The sequence below is a fragment of the Thermus neutrinimicus genome (assembly GCF_022760955.1).
Taxonomy (GTDB): Bacteria; Deinococcota; Deinococci; order Deinococcales; family Thermaceae; genus Thermus; species Thermus neutrinimicus.
The window spans coordinates 107,360-122,704 of record NZ_JAKTNU010000003.1 but is presented as its reverse complement, the minus strand read 5'-3'; the positions used below and the strand labels follow the sequence as shown (position 1 = coordinate 122,704).

Sequence of the window (15,345 nt, the reverse complement as noted above, 5' to 3'; positions counted from 1 at the left end):
CCATGCGCCGACTCTTGACCCCCTTTAACCTCCTTGGCCTCGCCTTCTTCGGCTTGGGGGCCTTGGTCTACTGGCAAGGCCAGGGAGGGCAGGCCCCATCTGCCCTCCCCTTGCCCTCAGAGGAAACCCCGGCCGCTAACACCCTGCCCATGATCCTCTACCTCCCCAACCCGCCTCAGGGCCTCCTTAAGGAAACCCGCACCCTCGAGCTGGCCCCGGGGGATACGCCGGAGAACAAAGTTCTGGCCGCCTGGGCCGAGGCCCTAAAGGCCCCCAAGCCCCGGGGCCTCTACCGGCTGGACAGGCTTCTCGTGGTGGACCTTCCCGCCGACTTTGCCCAGGGATTGGATGCCAGCCAGGAAGCCCTGCGCCTCTACAGCCTGGCCTATACCCTCCTTTCCACCTTCCCCCAGGCCCAGGAGGTGCGCTTCCTGGTGGAGGGAGAACCCAGACCGGGCCTGGCCCACCTGGACCTTAGCCGCCCCATCCAGCTACCATGAGGGAAACCTGGCGCATAGACCGCCTCGTCCTCCAGGGGTTCAAATCCTTCGCGGAGCGCACCGCCTTAGACTTTCCGGATCCCATCACCGGGATCATCGGGCCCAATGGTTCCGGTAAGAGCAACCTGGTGGAGGCCTTGCGCTTCGTGACCGGGGCCCGCGCCCACGAGCTACGCGGACAGGAACTCGGCACCTTCCTCTTCCACGGGGGCGAGGGCCGTCCGCCCCAGGCCATGGCGGAGGTGCGCCTAGAGCTTTCCCGGGGAAGGGAACGCCTCACCGTGGAACGGCGCATCGAGGGGGACCGCTCCCTCTTCCGGGTAAACGGCCGCCCTTTAAGCGCCAAGGCCCTGGCCCTCCACCTTGCGGGCACGGGTTTGGGCCGCGGAGGGTACGCCATCGTGGGCCAAGGAGAGGTGGCCGGCCTCCTGGAAGCCCCGGAGGAAGTCCTGCTGGCCCAGCTGGAGGAGGCTAGCGGGCTCAAGCCGGTGGCGGAAGCAGCCCGGGTGGCGGAGAAGGAGCTGGAAGAGGCGCACCGCCTACTGGAAGAGCGCGAGCGGGAACTTCGGGAGCTTAAGGCCCAGGCGGAGCGGCTTAAAGGGGAGGCAGAGCGGGCTAGGCGCGCCCAAGCCCTGGACCTCGAGGCCCTAGCCCTCAAGGCAAGCCTCCTGGAAGCCCGCATGGAGGAAGCCCAAGCCGAGATGGCGAGGGCCGAGGAGCGACTTAAGGCCCTGGCCAGGGAGGAGGAAACCCTAGAGAGGGAACGGGAAGCCCTGGAGGCCAGGCGCCTGGCCCTGGCCCACGAGGAGGAGTCCCTGCGCCAGGAACTGGAAGCGGTGCGCCTGCGCCTAAAGGAGCGGGAGGGCCTGGAACGGGAGCTTAAGGAGCTTACCCGCCTGCAAAGGGCCCTGGACCGTCCCCCGCCCCCGGACCCCGGCCCTCCGGTACCCCCTCCCCCCCGGCCCCTCCAGGAGCTTCGCACCCGGCTGAAGCACTTGAAAGAGGAGGTAGAACGCCTGCTGGCTGCCAAAAGGCGCCAAGAGGAGGCCTTCCGTAGGTACCTGGCGGAAACCGCCCGCTACGAGGAACGCCTTAAGGCCTACCAGGAGGCCCTGGCAGAACGCTCCCGCTTGGAGGAGGAGCTTGCCCACAGGCTTGAGGAGCTCCGGGACCTCGAGGCGCAGATGGCCGAAAGAAGGCGGTTGGAAGCCCGCCTTGCTGACCTGCGCGCCCAGGCCCAAGGAAGCCTTAGGGAGGCCGAGCGCCTAAGGCGGCTTGTGGAGGCCGGCAGCGACCTCCATGAGGGACCCCGAAGGGTGAGGAGGCTTCCTGGGGTGCTGGGGGTGTTGGCGGACCTGGTTGCGCCTGAGCCGGGGCTGGAGCTGGCCATAGAGGTGGCCCTGGGCCCCCGGCTCCAGTGGGTGCTCACCCAGGACGAGGAGGCGGCCAAGGCCGCCATCGCCCTCCTGAAACGGGAAGGGGGCCGGGCCACCTTCCTGCCCCTCACCCTTCTTTCCCCACCACCTCCCCCCTCCCCCCCTTCCGTGCCCGGACTCCTGGGACCCGCCTTCCGCCTGGCCCGACTCCGGCACCCGGGCCTGCCCGAGGAGGAAGTCCTCCGGGCCCTCCTGGGGGATACCCTGGTCTTCGCCCACCTGGACGCAGCCCTGGCCTACCGGAGGGCCGGGGGAAGGGAAAGGGCGGTCACCCTGGAAGGCGAGGTGCTGGAGCGCCTGGGAGCCCTATCCGGCGGGCGTGTGAAAGGGGGCGGGGAAACCCTCCTCCTGAGGCGGCGTTTGGAGGAGCTGGAAGCCGAAAAGGAGCAGCTTGCCAGGGAGATAAAGGCCTTGGAAGAGGCCCTGGCCTCCCTACCCCCCCACCGCCTTCTGGAGGAGGCCCGGGCCCAGGTGGGAGCCCTACAAGCCCGCCTTCGCTCCCCCTTACCCCCGCCTCCCCAATCCCCCACCCCTCCCCAGGAAACGGGGGAGGAAGCCCGGCTTCGGGCCCTGGAGAAAGAAAGGGAGGAGCTGGAGAAAACCCTGGCCCAGGCGGAGGCCCACGAGGGCTGGCGCCTCCTCTCCCAGGCCAGGGAAGCTTGGATAGCCTCGCAGGAGGAGGTGCGCCGCATCCAGGTAAAGTTGGAGGAGCTAAAGGCCAAACTCGCCGCCAGCCAGCCCCTTCTGGCCAGGGCCCAGGAGTTGGAGGAGCGCCTGGGGGCCGTGCGGGCGGAAAGGAGCAAACTCGAGGACCAGCAAACCCGGGCTCTTACCCGGGCCAACGCCCTCTTGAGCGAGCGGGAAAACCTCCGCCTGCTCCTGGCCCGCAGGGAAGCCCTCCTGGAGGAACTGGGCCGGGAAAGGGACTCCCTCCCCCCCCTGGACCGCCTGCCTGGCACGCCCAGGGCCCTCCAAGCGAGGCTGGCCCAGGTGGAGCGGGAAAGGGCGGCCTTGGGACCCGTAAACGCCCTGGCGGAAAGGGAGCTAAGGGAGCTGGAAGCCCGCCTCGAGGCCCAGACCAAGGAGGTGGAGGAAGCCACCCAGGCCCTCCTTCGCCTCGAGGCTGAAGCCAAGGCGGTGGAAAGGGCCTACGGGGAAAGGCTGAGGGAAAGCTTCGGGCTTTTCCAAAGTGCCTTCCAAAAACATGCCCTAGCCCTTCTTGGAGCCCAGGCCCAGGTGAAGCGGGAGGGAAAGGGGCTGAAACTGGTGGTGATCCCCGCAGGAAAGCGCACCCAAGACCTCCGGCTTCTGTCCCTGGGGGAGAAAACCCTGGGGGCCCTCGCCTTCCTCTTCTCCTTGGGCGAACTCCAAGGGGGCTTACCCTTGGCGGTTTTGGACGAGGTGGACGCCGCCTTGGACGAGGCTAACCTCGTCCGCTTCACCCGCTTCCTGCACTCTGGCAGACAGTTCATCCTGGTCACCCACCAAAAGCGCACCATGGAGGCCTGCCACGCCCTCTACGGGGTCACCGCCCAAGGAGGCGTGAGCCGGGTGTACTCCATCCGCAAGGAGGTAGCCCATGACCCTAAATGAGTACCAGCAGGAGGCCAAGAAAACCGCCCTCTACCCTGAGGTCTACCGGCTTCTGTACCCCACCTTGGGCCTGGCGGGGGAAAGTGGGGAACTGGCCAACAAGGTCAAAAAAATCCTCCGGGACCATGGGGGAAACCTAAGCCAGGCCACCCGGGAGGACCTGGTGGCGGAACTTGGGGACGTGCTTTGGTATGTGGCCCAGCTGGCCACCGACCTGGGAGTCAGCCTGGAGGAGGTAGCCCAAGGCAACCTGGCCAAGCTCCGCTCCCGCCTAGAGCGGGGAAAGATCGGGGGCGCGGGAGATAATCGCTAACGAAAATCACTTGCATCTTGTACCCCTTTAGGGTATAGTAGCCCTTGGCTGGTATGCCAGCCAGACAAGGAGGTACGCATGGAAGAGATGGTTACCCTACCCCGTTTAAACGAGCCTGCCCCCGACTTCGTGGCCAAGACCACGGCTGGGGAGCTCCGGCTATCCGACCTCAAGGGAAAGTGGGTGGTGCTCTTCAGCCACCCCGCCGACTTCACCCCGGTGTGCTCCACGGAGTTCTTGGCCTTCGCCCGTCGGCAGAAGGAGTTTGAGGAGCTGGGAGTCCAGCTGGTGGGGCTTTCCATCGACTCCATCTACTCCCACTTGGCCTGGCTCAAGGACCTGGAGGAGATGTCCGGGGTTAGCATCAACTTCCCAGTGATCGCCGACTTGGACATGAAGGTGTCCAAGCTCTACGGCATGATCCACCCCGCCGCCAGCGAAACCGCTGCGGTGCGGGCGGTGTTCATCATTGACCCCAACGGCATCCTGCGGGGCATGCTCTACTACCCCCTTACCACCGGCCGCAACATCGAGGAGATCCTGCGCTTCGTCCGGGCCCTGCAGTTCACCGACCGCACCGGACTGAACACCCCCGCGGACTGGCAGCCGGGTGACCCCGCCATCGTCAAGCCCCCGGCCACCCTGGACGAGCTCAAGGCGGACGAGGCCAAAAAGTCCGAATACGCCGAGTACAAGCGCTGGTACCTGCGCCTGAAAAAGGCCTAGATGCCCTAACCCCCGGGTTCGACCCCGGGGGTTAACCTTGGACACCTAGTCAAAGAGGTCCAGCACCTCCAGGAAGCCCCTTTTCTTCTTGTAGGGCTTGCCCTCCTTGCGGTGGTACGCCTCCCGCTCCTCCTCGTAAGCCCGCTCCACCTCCTTGGCCTCCGCCAGGAGCTTTTCCAACTCCCCCCGATCCAGCCACACCCCCCCGCACTGGGGGCAAACGTCCAATAGGACCCCCCGCCTCTCCACCTCCTTCATGCCCACCTGGCAGTTTGGGCAAAGGAGAAGGGGCATTTACTCTTCCCTCCGACCCATGAGGAGGCTGGCGTAGTAGAGGATGGTGGCCAAGGAGCTGGCCAAGGCGGCCACATAGGTAAGGGCCGCCCAGGTGAGCACCTGCCGGGCAGGGACCATCTCCTGCTGGGAGAGGAAGCCCATGCGCCGTAGGAACTCCAGGGCCCGCCTCGAGGCGTCAAACTCCACGGGCAGGGTCACCAGCTGGAATAGGGCCACCGCCAGGTAGAGGTAAAGCCCGAGCTTGGCCAGACCGATGGCCCCCAGCATCAAGCCTCCCACCACCAGGATCGGGCCCAGGTTGGTGCCCAGGCTAGCCGCTGGCCAGAGGCTAGCCCGCACCCGAAGCCAGGTGTAGCCGTGGGCATCCTGCACCGCATGCCCCACCTCGTGGGCCGCCACCGCCAAGGCCGCCAGGCTGGACGAGGCGTAGTTGGGCTCGGAAAGCCGCACCGCCTTGGCATGGGGATCGTAGTGGTCGGTGAGCGCCCCGGGCACCGGTTCCACCCGGACATGGGTGAGGCCATGGGCATCTAAAATGGCCCGGGCCACCTGGGCTCCCGTAAGGCCACGGCTATTGGCCACCCGGCTGAAACGGGCAAAGGTAGCCTGCAAACCCCCTTGAATCGCCAAGCTGGCCAAGAAAACCAGCCCCATGAGCAAAAGCGCCAACATGTCCATTCCCGTCCACCTCCTTACGGAGAGTAGCAAAAAACCGAGGCCACCTAGGTAGGTGGTCTCGCCATGCGCCCTTTGGCGCCCCAGCCGACCGGGGATGGCTCCCGTACTGACGACCGGCTGGCCCCATGGGGGGCGGCTACTCCCCGCGGTTTCCTTTATACCAGACCCAGCCCCTTCTCGCAAGGCCTTGGATGGAATGTGCACGGATACCCTTTACTCTTTTTTACTCATGGGTATCTTGGGATTGGGAGGTGGGGTATGGACTACACGCATCCCGAGGTTCTGGTGAGCACGGACTGGGTTCAAAAGCACTTACAGGACCCGCAGATTCGGATCCTCGAGGTGGACGAGGACATCCTGCTCTACGAAACCGGCCACATTCCAGGGGCACAGAAGGTGGACTGGCAACGGGACTTCTGGGATCCGGTGGTACGGGACTTTGTGGACGAGGAGGGGTTCACCCAGCTCATGGAACGCCTGGGCATCTCCACCGACACCACCGTGGTCCTTTACGGGGACAAGAACAATTGGTGGGCCGCCTACGCCTTCTGGTTCTTCAAGTACAACGGCCACCAGGATGTGCGCCTCATGAACGGAGGGCGGCAGAAGTGGGTGGAGGAGGGCCGCCCCCTCACCACCGAGGTGCCCACCTATCCCCGGGGCGCCTATCGGGTGCCCTACCGGGACGAGACCATCCGCGCCTACCGGGACGAGGTCCTCAAGCACACCCTCAAGGTTAAGGAGGGCAAGGGCGCCCTGGTGGACGTGCGAAGCCCCGAGGAGTACCGCGGGGAACGCACCCACATGCCCGACTATCCACAGGAAGGAGCCCTGCGGGCCGGCCACATCCCGGGCGCCAAGAACATCCCCTGGGCCAAGGCGGTGAACCCCGACGGGACCTTCAAAAGGGCGGAGGAACTTAAGGCCCTCTACGAGTCCTTGGGCATCACCCCGGAGAAGGATGTGGTGGTCTACTGCCGCATCGCCGAGCGTTCCAGCCACTCCTGGTTTGTCCTCAAGTACCTCCTGGACTACCCCCACGTGAAGAACTACGACGGCTCCTGGACGGAGTGGGGCAACCTGGTGGGAGTTCCGGTGGCCAAGGGGGAGGAATAGCCTAGCCCTCAGAAGCCTCCCCCAGGGCTTGGGCAGCGAGCCGACGCCCTGTAGGGGTGTCCGCCAAGCCTCCCAGGCCAGTCTCCTTGAGCTCCAAGGGCAGGAGGCGGCCGATGCCCGCCATGGCCAGGATCACCTCGTCGGGAGGGATCACGCTCCTTATTCCCGCCAGGGCCATGGAAGCCGCGCTCACCGCGTGAACCGCATAAAAGCCATTGCGCATCACGCAGGGCACCTCCACAAATCCCCCCACGGGATCGCAAACCAAACCCAAAGTGTTCTGCAGGGCCAAAGCCGCCGCATGGCTGGAGGCCTCCGAGCTCCCCCCGAGAAGCTCGGTAACGGCGGCCGCCGCCATGGCCGCCGAGGAGCCGATCTCCGCCTGGCATCCCCCGCTGGCCCCAGCGATGTAGATCTGGCGGCTGATGATCTTGGCCACCCCGGCGGCCAGGACCATGGGCATGAGGAGTTCCTCATCGGGGATGCCCAGGTGATCCGCTACCCCCAGCAAGGCCCCAGGAAGCGTCCCGGCGCTGCCCGCGGTGGGTGCGGCCACAATCCGGCCCATGCGGGCGTTTTCCTCGTTGACCGCCATGGCGTAAGCCTGAACCCGCTTGAGAAGCGGATCCCGCAAGGGGTCCGGGGCCTCCCACAAGGTCTTGGCGTTCTTCCCCACCATTCCCGCCACACTGGGGGCGTCCGAGGCAAGACCCCTTCGGATGGAATCCCGCATAATGCCCAGGCGCTCCCGGAGCTTAGCCAGGATGGCCTCGGGAGCCAACCCGGTTTCCTCCACCTCCTCGAGGAGCAAGGCCTCGGATGCCCGGCCGGGAAGGGCTGCAAGGTCGTTCAGGGTCAACGGCATAGCCTTAGTATAGGTTTTAGCCTGATTTTCACAGGGTGGGCCTATCCTAGAGGGCGAGGATGCGGCATCTAAACCCCAATCTCCGGGTGCTGATCGCCGACGACCACCCCCTCTTCCGCCTGGGGCTTAGGGCGGGCCTCGAGGGGGAAGGGCTCGTGGTGGTGGCCGAGGCCCAGGATGGGGAGGAGGCCTTGGAAAAGGCCCTGGCGCTGAACCCAGAAGCGGTCCTCCTGGACCTAAGGATGCCCAAAATGGACGGCCTGGAGTGCACCCGGGCGCTAAGGAAGAAGGGGTATGCCGGTCTGATCGCCCTTCTCACCACCTACCAGGAGCCCGCCCTGGTACGGGAAGCCTTTTTGGCCGGGGCCGACGCCTATTTTTCCAAGGAGCTCTCCGCCGCCGAGCTCAAAAGGCGCCTTTTACGGGTGGCGCAAGGGGAGGAGACGCTGAAGCCCCCAGACCTTCCCAGCCTCACCTCCAGGGAGGAGGAGGTCCTCCACCTTCTGGCCCAGGGGCTTTCCGTGAAGGAGATGGCCAAGGCCCTAGGCCTTTCCCCGGACACGGTGAAGGACCACCTGGAAAGCCTTTACGGCAAGCTTCTGGCCCGAAACCGGGTGGAAGCTCTGGAAAAGGCGAGGTCCCTGGGTTTCCTGGCGAAGATGTAGGGGAAGGGCGGGCAAACCCACCCTTCCCCTAGCCCCCGGCTTACTCGGCTGGGGCTTCCCCTTCGGAAACCGCCTGGGTAGCGCTCTTGGCGGCTTCCGCCTCCTCCTTGGCCACCCGAGCCCTCTCCTGGTCCTGACCGATGCGCTTGCGGTCGGCACGGAGCTTGCGGCGAATCTCCCTTTCGGAAAGCTCGCGGATAAAGTAGAGCTTGGCCCGCCGGGCCCGGCCCCGCTGGACGATCTCGATCTTCTCGATGAGGGGGGAGTTCAAGGGGAAGATGCGCTCCACCCCCACGCCATAGCTCACCTTGCGCACGGTAAAGCTGGTGTTGTACCCGTTCCGCTTGACCTTGATGACGATGCCCTCAAAGTTCTGCACCCGGGTGCGGTTGCCCTCCTTTACCCGGTAGGCCACCCGCACGGTGTCCCCAGGCCGGAACTCGGGAAGATCGGTGCGGGTATACTTGGCCTCCACCACCTTAAGCAGCGCTCCTCGGTTCATGTTCGCCTCCCTCCCCAGAGGAACCCCTAGGGGTTCATGGGCAACAGACCTAAGTCTAGCCCTCGCGGTCCATTTCCGCAAGCCAGGCCACCTCGAGGGGCCCAAGCCTGGCCTCCCGCACCAGCTCCGGCCTCACGGCCAGGGTCTTCCTCAAGGCCTCCGCCCTGCGCCACCGGTCCACCTCCGGATGGTTTCCCGAAAGGAGAACCTCCGGCACCCTAAGCCCGCGGAACTCCGGAGGGCGGGTGTAGTGGGGATGGTCCAGAAGCCCACGGACGAAGGAATCCCTTAGGTGGCTTTCCGGATCCCCGATCACCCCGGGAATAAGCCGGGCGGTGGCCTCCAGCACCGCCAGGGCCGCCACCTCCCCCCCCATGAGCACGTAGTCCCCAATGGAAAGGGACCGGGTCACAAAGGCCTCCACCCTGGCGTCAAATCCCTCGTAGCGCCCGGAAAGAAGGACCAGGTGATCCCTTTGGGCCAGCTCCTCCGCCATCCGCTGCGAGAAGGGTTCCCCCGCCGGGGAAAGGAGGATCACCTCATCCGCGGGCAGAACTGCCTCCAAGGCCGCCACCGCCACATCGGGGCGGATCACCATCCCCGCCCCGCCGCCATAGGGGGTATCGTCCACGGTGCGGTGCCGCCCCAGGCCATAAGCCCTGAGATCCACCACCTCCACCCGGATAAGGCCCCGCTCCTGGGCCTTCTTTAGGAGAGACTCCGAAAGCCAGGGGAGTATGAGGCGAGGGAAAAGGGTGAGGATAGTGTAGCGCATTCAGTCAAAGAGGCCGGGGATCGGCTCCACGTGGATGCCCTCCTCCTCCACCCGCACGTAGGGGGCCTGCAGGGGCACCAGGCGCTCCGTCTGGTCGCGAAGCCTTTCCCCCACGCCCTTGATCACCAGGACATCCTGGGCTCCCGCGTCCAGGATGTCCACCACCACCCCCATCTTCAAGTCCCCCACGTAAACGGGAAGCCCGATGAGGGCGAAGTAGTAGTACCGGCCCTCCTCGAGGGGGGGGAGCTCCTCCACCTCCGCGTACACCCGAAGACCCACCAAGGGCTCGGCCAGCTCCCGGCTGGAAACCCCTGCCAGGTGGACCACCAGGTCTTCCCCCACCTGGTAGAGATCCTCCACCGCCCGCCAGCCATGGCCTTCCACGTACACCCGTTCCAGGTGAGCCACCACCGGCTCACCCCGGAACTTAAGCCCCCCGCGCAGGGCATACGGGGCACCGAACCGGCCGATCTCCACCAGGCGCATCCCTAATCCATTATGCCAGAGCCCGCCCTAGCGCACCTCCACACCCACCTTGCGCTTGGCGTAGGCCCGCACCAGGGTACGGATGGACTCGATGACCCGGCCCTGCTTACCGATGAGCCGGCCCTTGTCCTCCGGGGCCACCTCCACCAGGTAAAGGGGCCCTTCCCGCGTACGCCTCTCCTGCACCCGGACCCGCTCCGGCTGGTCCACCACGCTCTTGGCCAGGTACTCCACCAAGTCCCTCATGACCTCATGTTAAGACAAGGGCGCCGGCGAGGATACCCGCCCGGCACCCTCAGGAAGCCCTTATCCTAGCCTTCCTGCCGGAAAACCCCCGCCTCTCTAAGAAGCCTCCGGGCGGTGTCCGTGGGCTGGGCCCCCACGGAGAGCCAGTACCTGGCCCGCTCCACGTCCACCTTCAGCCACTCGGGAGTGGTCTTGCGGGGATCGTAGTACCCGATCTTTTCGATGTAGGCGCCGTCGCGCTTCCTGCGGCTATCGGTGACCACGATGCGGTAGTGAGGGTTATGCTTGGAGCCGAAACGAGAGAGCCGGATCTTTACCATGCTTTCCTACCTCCTGAACATTCCCATGAGTCCCCGGCCCTTGCTCTTCTCCAGGGACTTCATTAGGGCCTTGGTTTCCTCGAATGCCTTGATGAAGCGGTTGATCTCCTGCACGCTGGTACCGCTTCCCCTGGCGATGCGCTTGCGCCGGGAGGCGTTCAGGATGCGGGGGTCCTTCCGCTCCTCGGGGGTCATGGAGAGAACGATGGCCTCGAGGCGCTTGATGGCCTTGTCGTCCACCTGGACCCCGGGGGGCAAGGCCTTGCCCACCCCCGGAAGCATGGCGAGGACCTCCGAAAAAGAGCCCAGGCGCTTTAGGTTTTGCATCTGCTTGAGGAAGTCCTCAAGGGTGAGCTCCTTGGCGGACTTGGGGGCCTCCGCCTCGAGGCCCGCCGCCCTCACCTTCTCCGCCAAGGTGGCCACATCCCCCATGCCCAGGATGCGGCCCGCCAGCCGGTCGGGGTAGAAGGGCTCCAGGCCCTCGGGGCGCTCGGAAACCCCTGCGAAGTAGATGGGCTTCCCCGTCACGTGCCGGGCGGAAAGGGCCGCCCCGCCCCGGGCATCCCCATCCAGCTTGGTGAGGACGAGCCCCGTGACCCCCACCCTCTCGTCAAAGGCCTTGGCCACCCCAAGGGCCTCCTGGCCCGTCATGGCATCCAGGACCAAAAGCACCTCGTCGGGGTTCATGGCCTCCTTGAGGCGGGCCAGCTCCGCCATGAGGGGCTCGTCCATCTGCAGGCGCCCGGCGGTATCCACCAGGATCAGGTCACGAACCTCCTGCCTGGCCCGTTCCTCCACCCGGCGGCGGATGGACTCGGGGCTCTCCCCATCCTGGACCTCTAGGACCGGGACCCCGATCTTTTCCCCCAGGATGCGAAGCTGCTCCCGGGCGGCGGGGCGCTGGGTGTCGGCGGCCACCAGAAGGGGCCTCCTACCCTTTCCCTTGTAGAAAAGGGCCAGTTTGGCTGCGGTGGTGGTTTTGCCAGAGCCCTGGAGGCCCACCAGGAACCAGAGGTTCTGGTTCCTCAGGGAGGGAAACTGAGGTTCCCCGCCCAAGGCCTCCTTCAGGGACTCGTAGACCGTGGCCAGCACCACCTCTGCCGGGGTGAGGCTTTCCAGGACCTTCTGGCCCAAGGCCTTCTCCCGGACGCTCTCCACAAAGGCCCTCGCCACCTCCAGGTTCACGTCGGCATCCATCAGGGCCCGACGGATCTCCCTGAGGGTGGCCTTCAGGTCCTCCTCGGTGATGCGGCCCCGGCCCCTTAAGCGGTCTATGGCCTCCTGCAGTCTTCCCGCCAGCTTGGCAAACATGAGCCTCCCGGCCAACAGGCCGGGCCTTAGAATAGGCCAGGCCCCTTGAGCGTGTCAACCTCAATTTTTCCCACATTTCTAGTGGGCACGGTTGACGACCCCGGCCGCGACCCCTAGGCTAAGGAAGGTATGTTAGGGGCTTTGCCCTCGAGTCTTAGGCCCTGAAGGCCGCCCACCAGGCGGCCTTCGGGTGAAAGGAGGCCGCCTGTGGAGACGACCCTTTCCCCCCTGCGCCAAGCCCTGCAAGAAGGCGACACCCTGAAACTCCAAAGGCTCCTGGAGGAAATCCATCCCCAGGACCTCTTGGCCGTGTGGGATGACCTGGAGGGGGAACACCGCTATGTGGTCCTCACCCTCCTGCCCAAGGAACGGGCCGCGGAAGTCTTCGCCAACCTCCCCGCGGAGGAGGAGGCGGAGTACCTGAAGACCCTACCCCCCTGGCGGGTGCAGGAGCTTTTGGAGGAGCTCTCCCTGGACGACCTGGCCGACGCCCTCCAGGCGGTGGAGGAAGAGGACCCCGAGCTTTTCCGCCGCCTCAAGGAGGCCCTGGACCCCGAGACCCGGGCCGAGGTGGAAGAGCTCACCCAGTACGAGGAGGACGAGGCCGGAGGCCTCATGACCCCCGAGTACGTGGCGGTGCGGGAGGGCATGACCGTGGAGGAGGTCATCCGCTTCCTGCGCCGGGCCGCCCCCGATGCGGAAACCATTTACTACATCTATGTGGTGGACGAGGGAGGGCGCCTCAGAGGGGTCTTGTCCCTGAGGGACCTCATCGTGGCGGATCCCAAGACCAAGGTGGCGGAGATCATGAACCCCAAGGTGGTCTTCGTCCGCACGGACACCGACCAGGAAGAGGTGGCCCGCCTCATGGCCGATTACGACTTCACCGTTCTGCCCGTGGTGGACGAGGAGGGGGTGCTGGTGGGCATCGTCACGGTGGACGACGTCCTGGACGTTTTGGAACAGGAGGCCACCGAGGACATCCACCGCCTGGCGGCCGTGGACGTGCCGGACCTGGTCTATAGCCAAGCCTCCCCCATCGCCCTCTGGCTGGCCCGGGTGCGCTGGCTGGTGATCCTGATCCTGACCGGCATGATCACCAGCTCCATCCTCCAGGGGTTTGAGAGCCTCCTCGAGGCCGCCACCGCCCTAGCCTTCTACGTGCCCGTGCTCCTGGGCACGGGGGGGAACACCGGCAACCAGTCCGCCACCCTCATCATCCGCGCCCTGGCCACCCGGGACCTGGACCTCAGGGACTGGCGGCGGATACTCCTCAAGGAAGGGATGGTGGGAAGCCTTCTGGGCCTCACCCTCGCCCTCTTGCTCCTGGGAAAAGTGTTCCTGGACGGGAACGCCTTTCTAGCCCCGGTGGTGGGCCTGGCCCTTTTCCTCCTGGTGCTCTTCGCCAATCTGGTGGGAGCCATGCTCCCCGTGGTGCTGAGGCGGCTTGGGGTGGACCCGGCTCTGGTCTCCAACCCTTTGGTGGCCACCCTTTCCGACATCTCAGGGCTTCTCATCTACCTTTCGGTGGCCCGCCTATTGCTTAACCTAGGATGATGCGGCTTTCCATGGTGGTGGAGTGGAGCAAGGGAAGCCCCTTCCGCTACGCCTGGAAGGAGGGGCGCCTAGCCCTGGTGGCCGTGGACCAGCCGGCCCCCGTGAACTACGGCCTTATCCCTGGCCTCATCAACCCCGCCGATGGGGAGGAGCTGGATGCCGTCTACTTGGGCCCGCCCCTTCCCCCGGGAACCCAGGTGGAGGGCGAGGTGGTGGGGATGGTGTGGCTGGCGGATGGGGATCACAAACTTCTCCTTGAGGCCGAAGGGCAAAAACCCGGCCCGGGGGAGGTCCAAGGGCTCCTCGCCTGGTTCCACCCAAGCCGCAACCCCCGCCTCCTAGGGCCAGGGGAGGCCAGGAACTGGGTGAGCGGGTTGCTTAGAGGATGAGCATGGCATCCCCTAGGGAGTAAAACCGGTACCCCTTGGCCACAGCCAGCCGGTAGGCCTCCATGGTCTTCTCGTAGCCCAAAAAGGCTGCCACCAACATAAGCAGGGTGGAACGGGGCAGGTGGAAGTTGGTGAAAAGGGCGTCAATGGCCCGAAAGGTGTAGGGCGGGCGGATGAAAAGCCGGGTCTCCCCCGCCCCCGGCACCACGCCCACCCCCTCCCGAAAAGCGCTTTCCAGGGCGCGGACCACGGTGGTGCCCACCGCCACCACCCGCCTTCCCTCCTCCTTGGCCCGGTTGATGGCGCGGGCGGTCTCCTGTGGCACCTCAAAGGGCTCGGGGTGCATCTCGTGCTTCTCCGGGTCCCCCTTCACCGGCCGGAAGGTACCGGGGCCCACGTGCAGGGTGAGAAAGCGAAGCTCCACCCCCATGGCCTCTAAGCGCGCCAAAAGCTCCGGGGTGAAGTGAAGCCCGGCGGTGGGAGCCGCCACCGAACCGGGACGCTTGGCATAGACGGTCTGGTAGCGCTCCAGGGGAACCCGGCCCTTGATGTAGGGGGGCAAGGGTACCTCCCCCACTTCCTCCAGGTGGGCCACCAGATCCCCCTGGAAGCGAAGGATCCGCACCCCACCCTCCTCCACCCCCACCACCTCCGCCTCGAGGTCCGGAACCAAGCGAAGGTCCCGGGGAGACACGAAACGGAGCCTGGTGCCGGGCTTGGCCTTGCGGCCAGGCCCCACCAGGGCTTCCCAAACCCCTGGGGCCCGCTCCCGCACCAAAAGCACCTCCACCTTCCCCCCCGTGGGCCTTTGGGCCAACAAGCGGGCGGGGATGACCTTGCTCTCGTTAAGGACCAAAATGTCCCCTGGACGAAGGTACTCGGGTAAGTCCTTGACCTGGCGGTGCTCGGCCCGAAAAGGCCCTTCCCGCCAGACCACCAGCATCCGCGCCCTATCCCTGGGCTCCACTCCCTCCTGGGCGATGAGTTCCGGGGGCAGGTGGTAGTCGTAGGCCTCGAGGCTCATCGCTCGGCATTCTTGGGCTCCATGAAGGCGTTGGGGATATCGGGAAGGTGCACGAAACGGTCCACGGCGTCGATGAGCTTCTGGGCGGTGGTCTCCCGGAAGGCGATCACCTCCACCCGGATGCCCCGTTCCATGAGGACCTCGAGGATCTCCACAAAGTCCCCATCCCCGCTTCCCAGGACCACCACATCCAGGTAAGGCATAAGCCTCACCATGTCCGCGGCAATGCCCATGTCCCAGTTCCCCTCGTAGATGGGTTTGCCCCCCTCGCCCAGTTCCTTCACCGTGAGGTACATGCGCCGCACCCGGTAGCCGATGGTGGAAAGCTTGTAGATGAAAGGCCAGGCAGAGGTATCCCCCTCCTTTTCCACCACGTAGGCGGTGGCCCGCACAAGGCGCCTACCCCCCACGGCAAAGCGCAGGAGGCTTTCAAAGTTCACGTTGCGCTCGTAGAAGTCCCGAGCGGAGTGGTAAAGGTTCTGGGTGTCCACGAAAACGCCCACCCGCTGGTCAGGATGCTGGCCAAGCTCCATCGGCCTCCAT

At 65.6% G+C, this 15,345-nt stretch carries 19 protein-coding genes; 8 read left to right on the top strand and 11 right to left on the bottom strand.

All coding sequences use genetic code 11. The annotated features are described in order from the left end of the window. The first annotated feature begins 2 nt into the window (after positions 1-2). From L0C59_RS03860 to L0C59_RS03845, 4 genes are all read left to right on the top strand, one after another. A complete protein-coding gene (locus L0C59_RS03860; RefSeq protein WP_243089901.1) occupies positions 3-500 on the top strand; it encodes a GerMN domain-containing protein in 498 nt (165 codons plus the stop codon). After that, positions 497-3,529, top strand: a complete 3,033-nt coding sequence (locus L0C59_RS03855) for an AAA family ATPase (protein WP_243089900.1) — start codon at positions 497-499, stop codon at positions 3,527-3,529. Before L0C59_RS03860 ends, L0C59_RS03855 begins: the two co-directional genes overlap by 4 nt. Then, entirely contained in the window at positions 3,516-3,842 is a 327-nt protein-coding gene (locus tag L0C59_RS03850; protein ID WP_243089899.1) for a nucleoside triphosphate pyrophosphohydrolase family protein, read from the top strand. The genes L0C59_RS03855 and L0C59_RS03850 overlap by 14 nt, the downstream gene beginning before the upstream one ends. 78 nt (positions 3,843-3,920) lie before the next feature. After that, on the top strand, positions 3,921-4,568 hold the full coding sequence (locus L0C59_RS03845) for a peroxiredoxin (RefSeq protein ID WP_243089898.1): 648 nt from the start codon (positions 3,921-3,923) through the stop codon (positions 4,566-4,568). 45 nt (positions 4,569-4,613) lie between these two features. Here L0C59_RS03845 and L0C59_RS03840 read toward each other — a convergent pair whose 3' ends face one another. Both L0C59_RS03840 and L0C59_RS03835 read right to left on the bottom strand, forming a co-directional pair. Next, positions 4,614-4,862: a TFIIB-type zinc ribbon-containing protein gene (locus L0C59_RS03840; protein WP_279232480.1), complete on the bottom strand. Its 249-nt coding sequence runs from the start codon at positions 4,860-4,862 to the stop codon at positions 4,614-4,616. Beyond that, complete coding sequence (locus L0C59_RS03835; RefSeq protein ID WP_243089896.1) at positions 4,863-5,543, bottom strand: zinc metallopeptidase; 681 nt, start codon at positions 5,541-5,543, stop codon at positions 4,863-4,865. Positions 5,544-5,801: 258 nt separating this feature from the next. Between L0C59_RS03835 and L0C59_RS03830 the strand changes: the two genes are divergently transcribed. Continuing rightward, entirely contained in the window at positions 5,802-6,659 is an 858-nt protein-coding gene (locus L0C59_RS03830) for a sulfurtransferase (protein WP_243089895.1), read from the top strand. A gap of 1 nt (position 6,660) precedes the next feature. Here the strand turns inward: L0C59_RS03830 and sdaAA are convergent, their stop codons facing one another. Further along, positions 6,661-7,524: an L-serine ammonia-lyase, iron-sulfur-dependent, subunit alpha gene (gene sdaAA / locus L0C59_RS03825; protein ID WP_243089894.1), complete on the bottom strand. Its 864-nt coding sequence runs from the start codon at positions 7,522-7,524 to the stop codon at positions 6,661-6,663. Between the two features lie 59 nt (positions 7,525-7,583). Between sdaAA and L0C59_RS03820 the strand changes: the two genes are divergently transcribed. Beyond that, positions 7,584-8,189, top strand: a complete 606-nt coding sequence (locus L0C59_RS03820; RefSeq protein WP_243089893.1) for a response regulator — start codon at positions 7,584-7,586, stop codon at positions 8,187-8,189. A 40-nt stretch (positions 8,190-8,229) separates the two neighbouring features. On the opposite strand, the gene rplS is transcribed toward L0C59_RS03820, so the two are convergent. From rplS to ffh, 6 genes are all read right to left on the bottom strand, one after another. Then, on the bottom strand, positions 8,230-8,691 hold the full coding sequence (rplS, locus tag L0C59_RS03815) for a 50S ribosomal protein L19 (RefSeq protein ID WP_243089892.1): 462 nt from the start codon (positions 8,689-8,691) through the stop codon (positions 8,230-8,232). Positions 8,692-8,746: 55 nt separating this feature from the next. Beyond that, the gene (gene trmD / locus L0C59_RS03810; protein ID WP_243089891.1) at positions 8,747-9,466 is read right to left on the bottom strand and encodes a tRNA (guanosine(37)-N1)-methyltransferase TrmD; all 720 of its coding nucleotides are present in this window, start codon (positions 9,464-9,466) and stop codon (positions 8,747-8,749) included. Further along, the gene (rimM, locus tag L0C59_RS03805) at positions 9,467-9,955 is read right to left on the bottom strand and encodes a ribosome maturation factor RimM (protein WP_243089890.1); all 489 of its coding nucleotides are present in this window, start codon (positions 9,953-9,955) and stop codon (positions 9,467-9,469) included. Positions 9,956-9,982: 27 nt separating this feature from the next. Next, positions 9,983-10,201 (bottom strand): KH domain-containing protein, encoded by a 219-nt coding sequence (locus L0C59_RS03800; protein ID WP_243089889.1) that lies wholly within the window; start codon positions 10,199-10,201, stop codon positions 9,983-9,985. A 65-nt stretch (positions 10,202-10,266) separates the two neighbouring features. Next, positions 10,267-10,521 carry a 30S ribosomal protein S16 gene (gene rpsP / locus L0C59_RS03795; RefSeq protein ID WP_243089888.1) on the bottom strand — a complete coding sequence of 85 codons (255 nt, stop codon included), beginning with the start codon at positions 10,519-10,521 and terminating at the stop codon, positions 10,267-10,269. 6 nt (positions 10,522-10,527) lie between these two features. Further along, on the bottom strand, positions 10,528-11,832 hold the full coding sequence (ffh, locus tag L0C59_RS03790) for a signal recognition particle protein (RefSeq protein WP_243089887.1): 1,305 nt from the start codon (positions 11,830-11,832) through the stop codon (positions 10,528-10,530). 207 nt (positions 11,833-12,039) lie between these two features. Here ffh and mgtE point away from each other — a divergent pair, with 207 nt between their 5' ends. Together mgtE and L0C59_RS03780 are read left to right on the top strand one after the other, a co-directional pair. Continuing rightward, positions 12,040-13,389, top strand: a complete 1,350-nt coding sequence (mgtE, locus tag L0C59_RS03785; RefSeq protein ID WP_243089886.1) for a magnesium transporter — start codon at positions 12,040-12,042, stop codon at positions 13,387-13,389. Further along, on the top strand, positions 13,389-13,778 hold the full coding sequence (locus tag L0C59_RS03780; protein WP_243089885.1) for an inorganic diphosphatase: 390 nt from the start codon (positions 13,389-13,391) through the stop codon (positions 13,776-13,778). The genes mgtE and L0C59_RS03780 overlap by 1 nt, the downstream gene beginning before the upstream one ends. On the opposite strand, the gene queA is transcribed toward L0C59_RS03780, so the two are convergent. Both queA and L0C59_RS03770 read right to left on the bottom strand, forming a co-directional pair. Then, positions 13,768-14,802 (bottom strand): tRNA preQ1(34) S-adenosylmethionine ribosyltransferase-isomerase QueA, encoded by a 1,035-nt coding sequence (gene queA / locus L0C59_RS03775; protein ID WP_243089884.1) that lies wholly within the window; start codon positions 14,800-14,802, stop codon positions 13,768-13,770. The genes L0C59_RS03780 and queA overlap by 11 nt on opposite strands. Further along, entirely contained in the window at positions 14,799-15,335 is a 537-nt protein-coding gene (locus L0C59_RS03770; RefSeq protein WP_243089883.1) for a LabA-like NYN domain-containing protein, read from the bottom strand. The genes queA and L0C59_RS03770 overlap by 4 nt, the downstream gene beginning before the upstream one ends. Between the last annotated feature and the right edge of the window lie 10 nt (positions 15,336-15,345).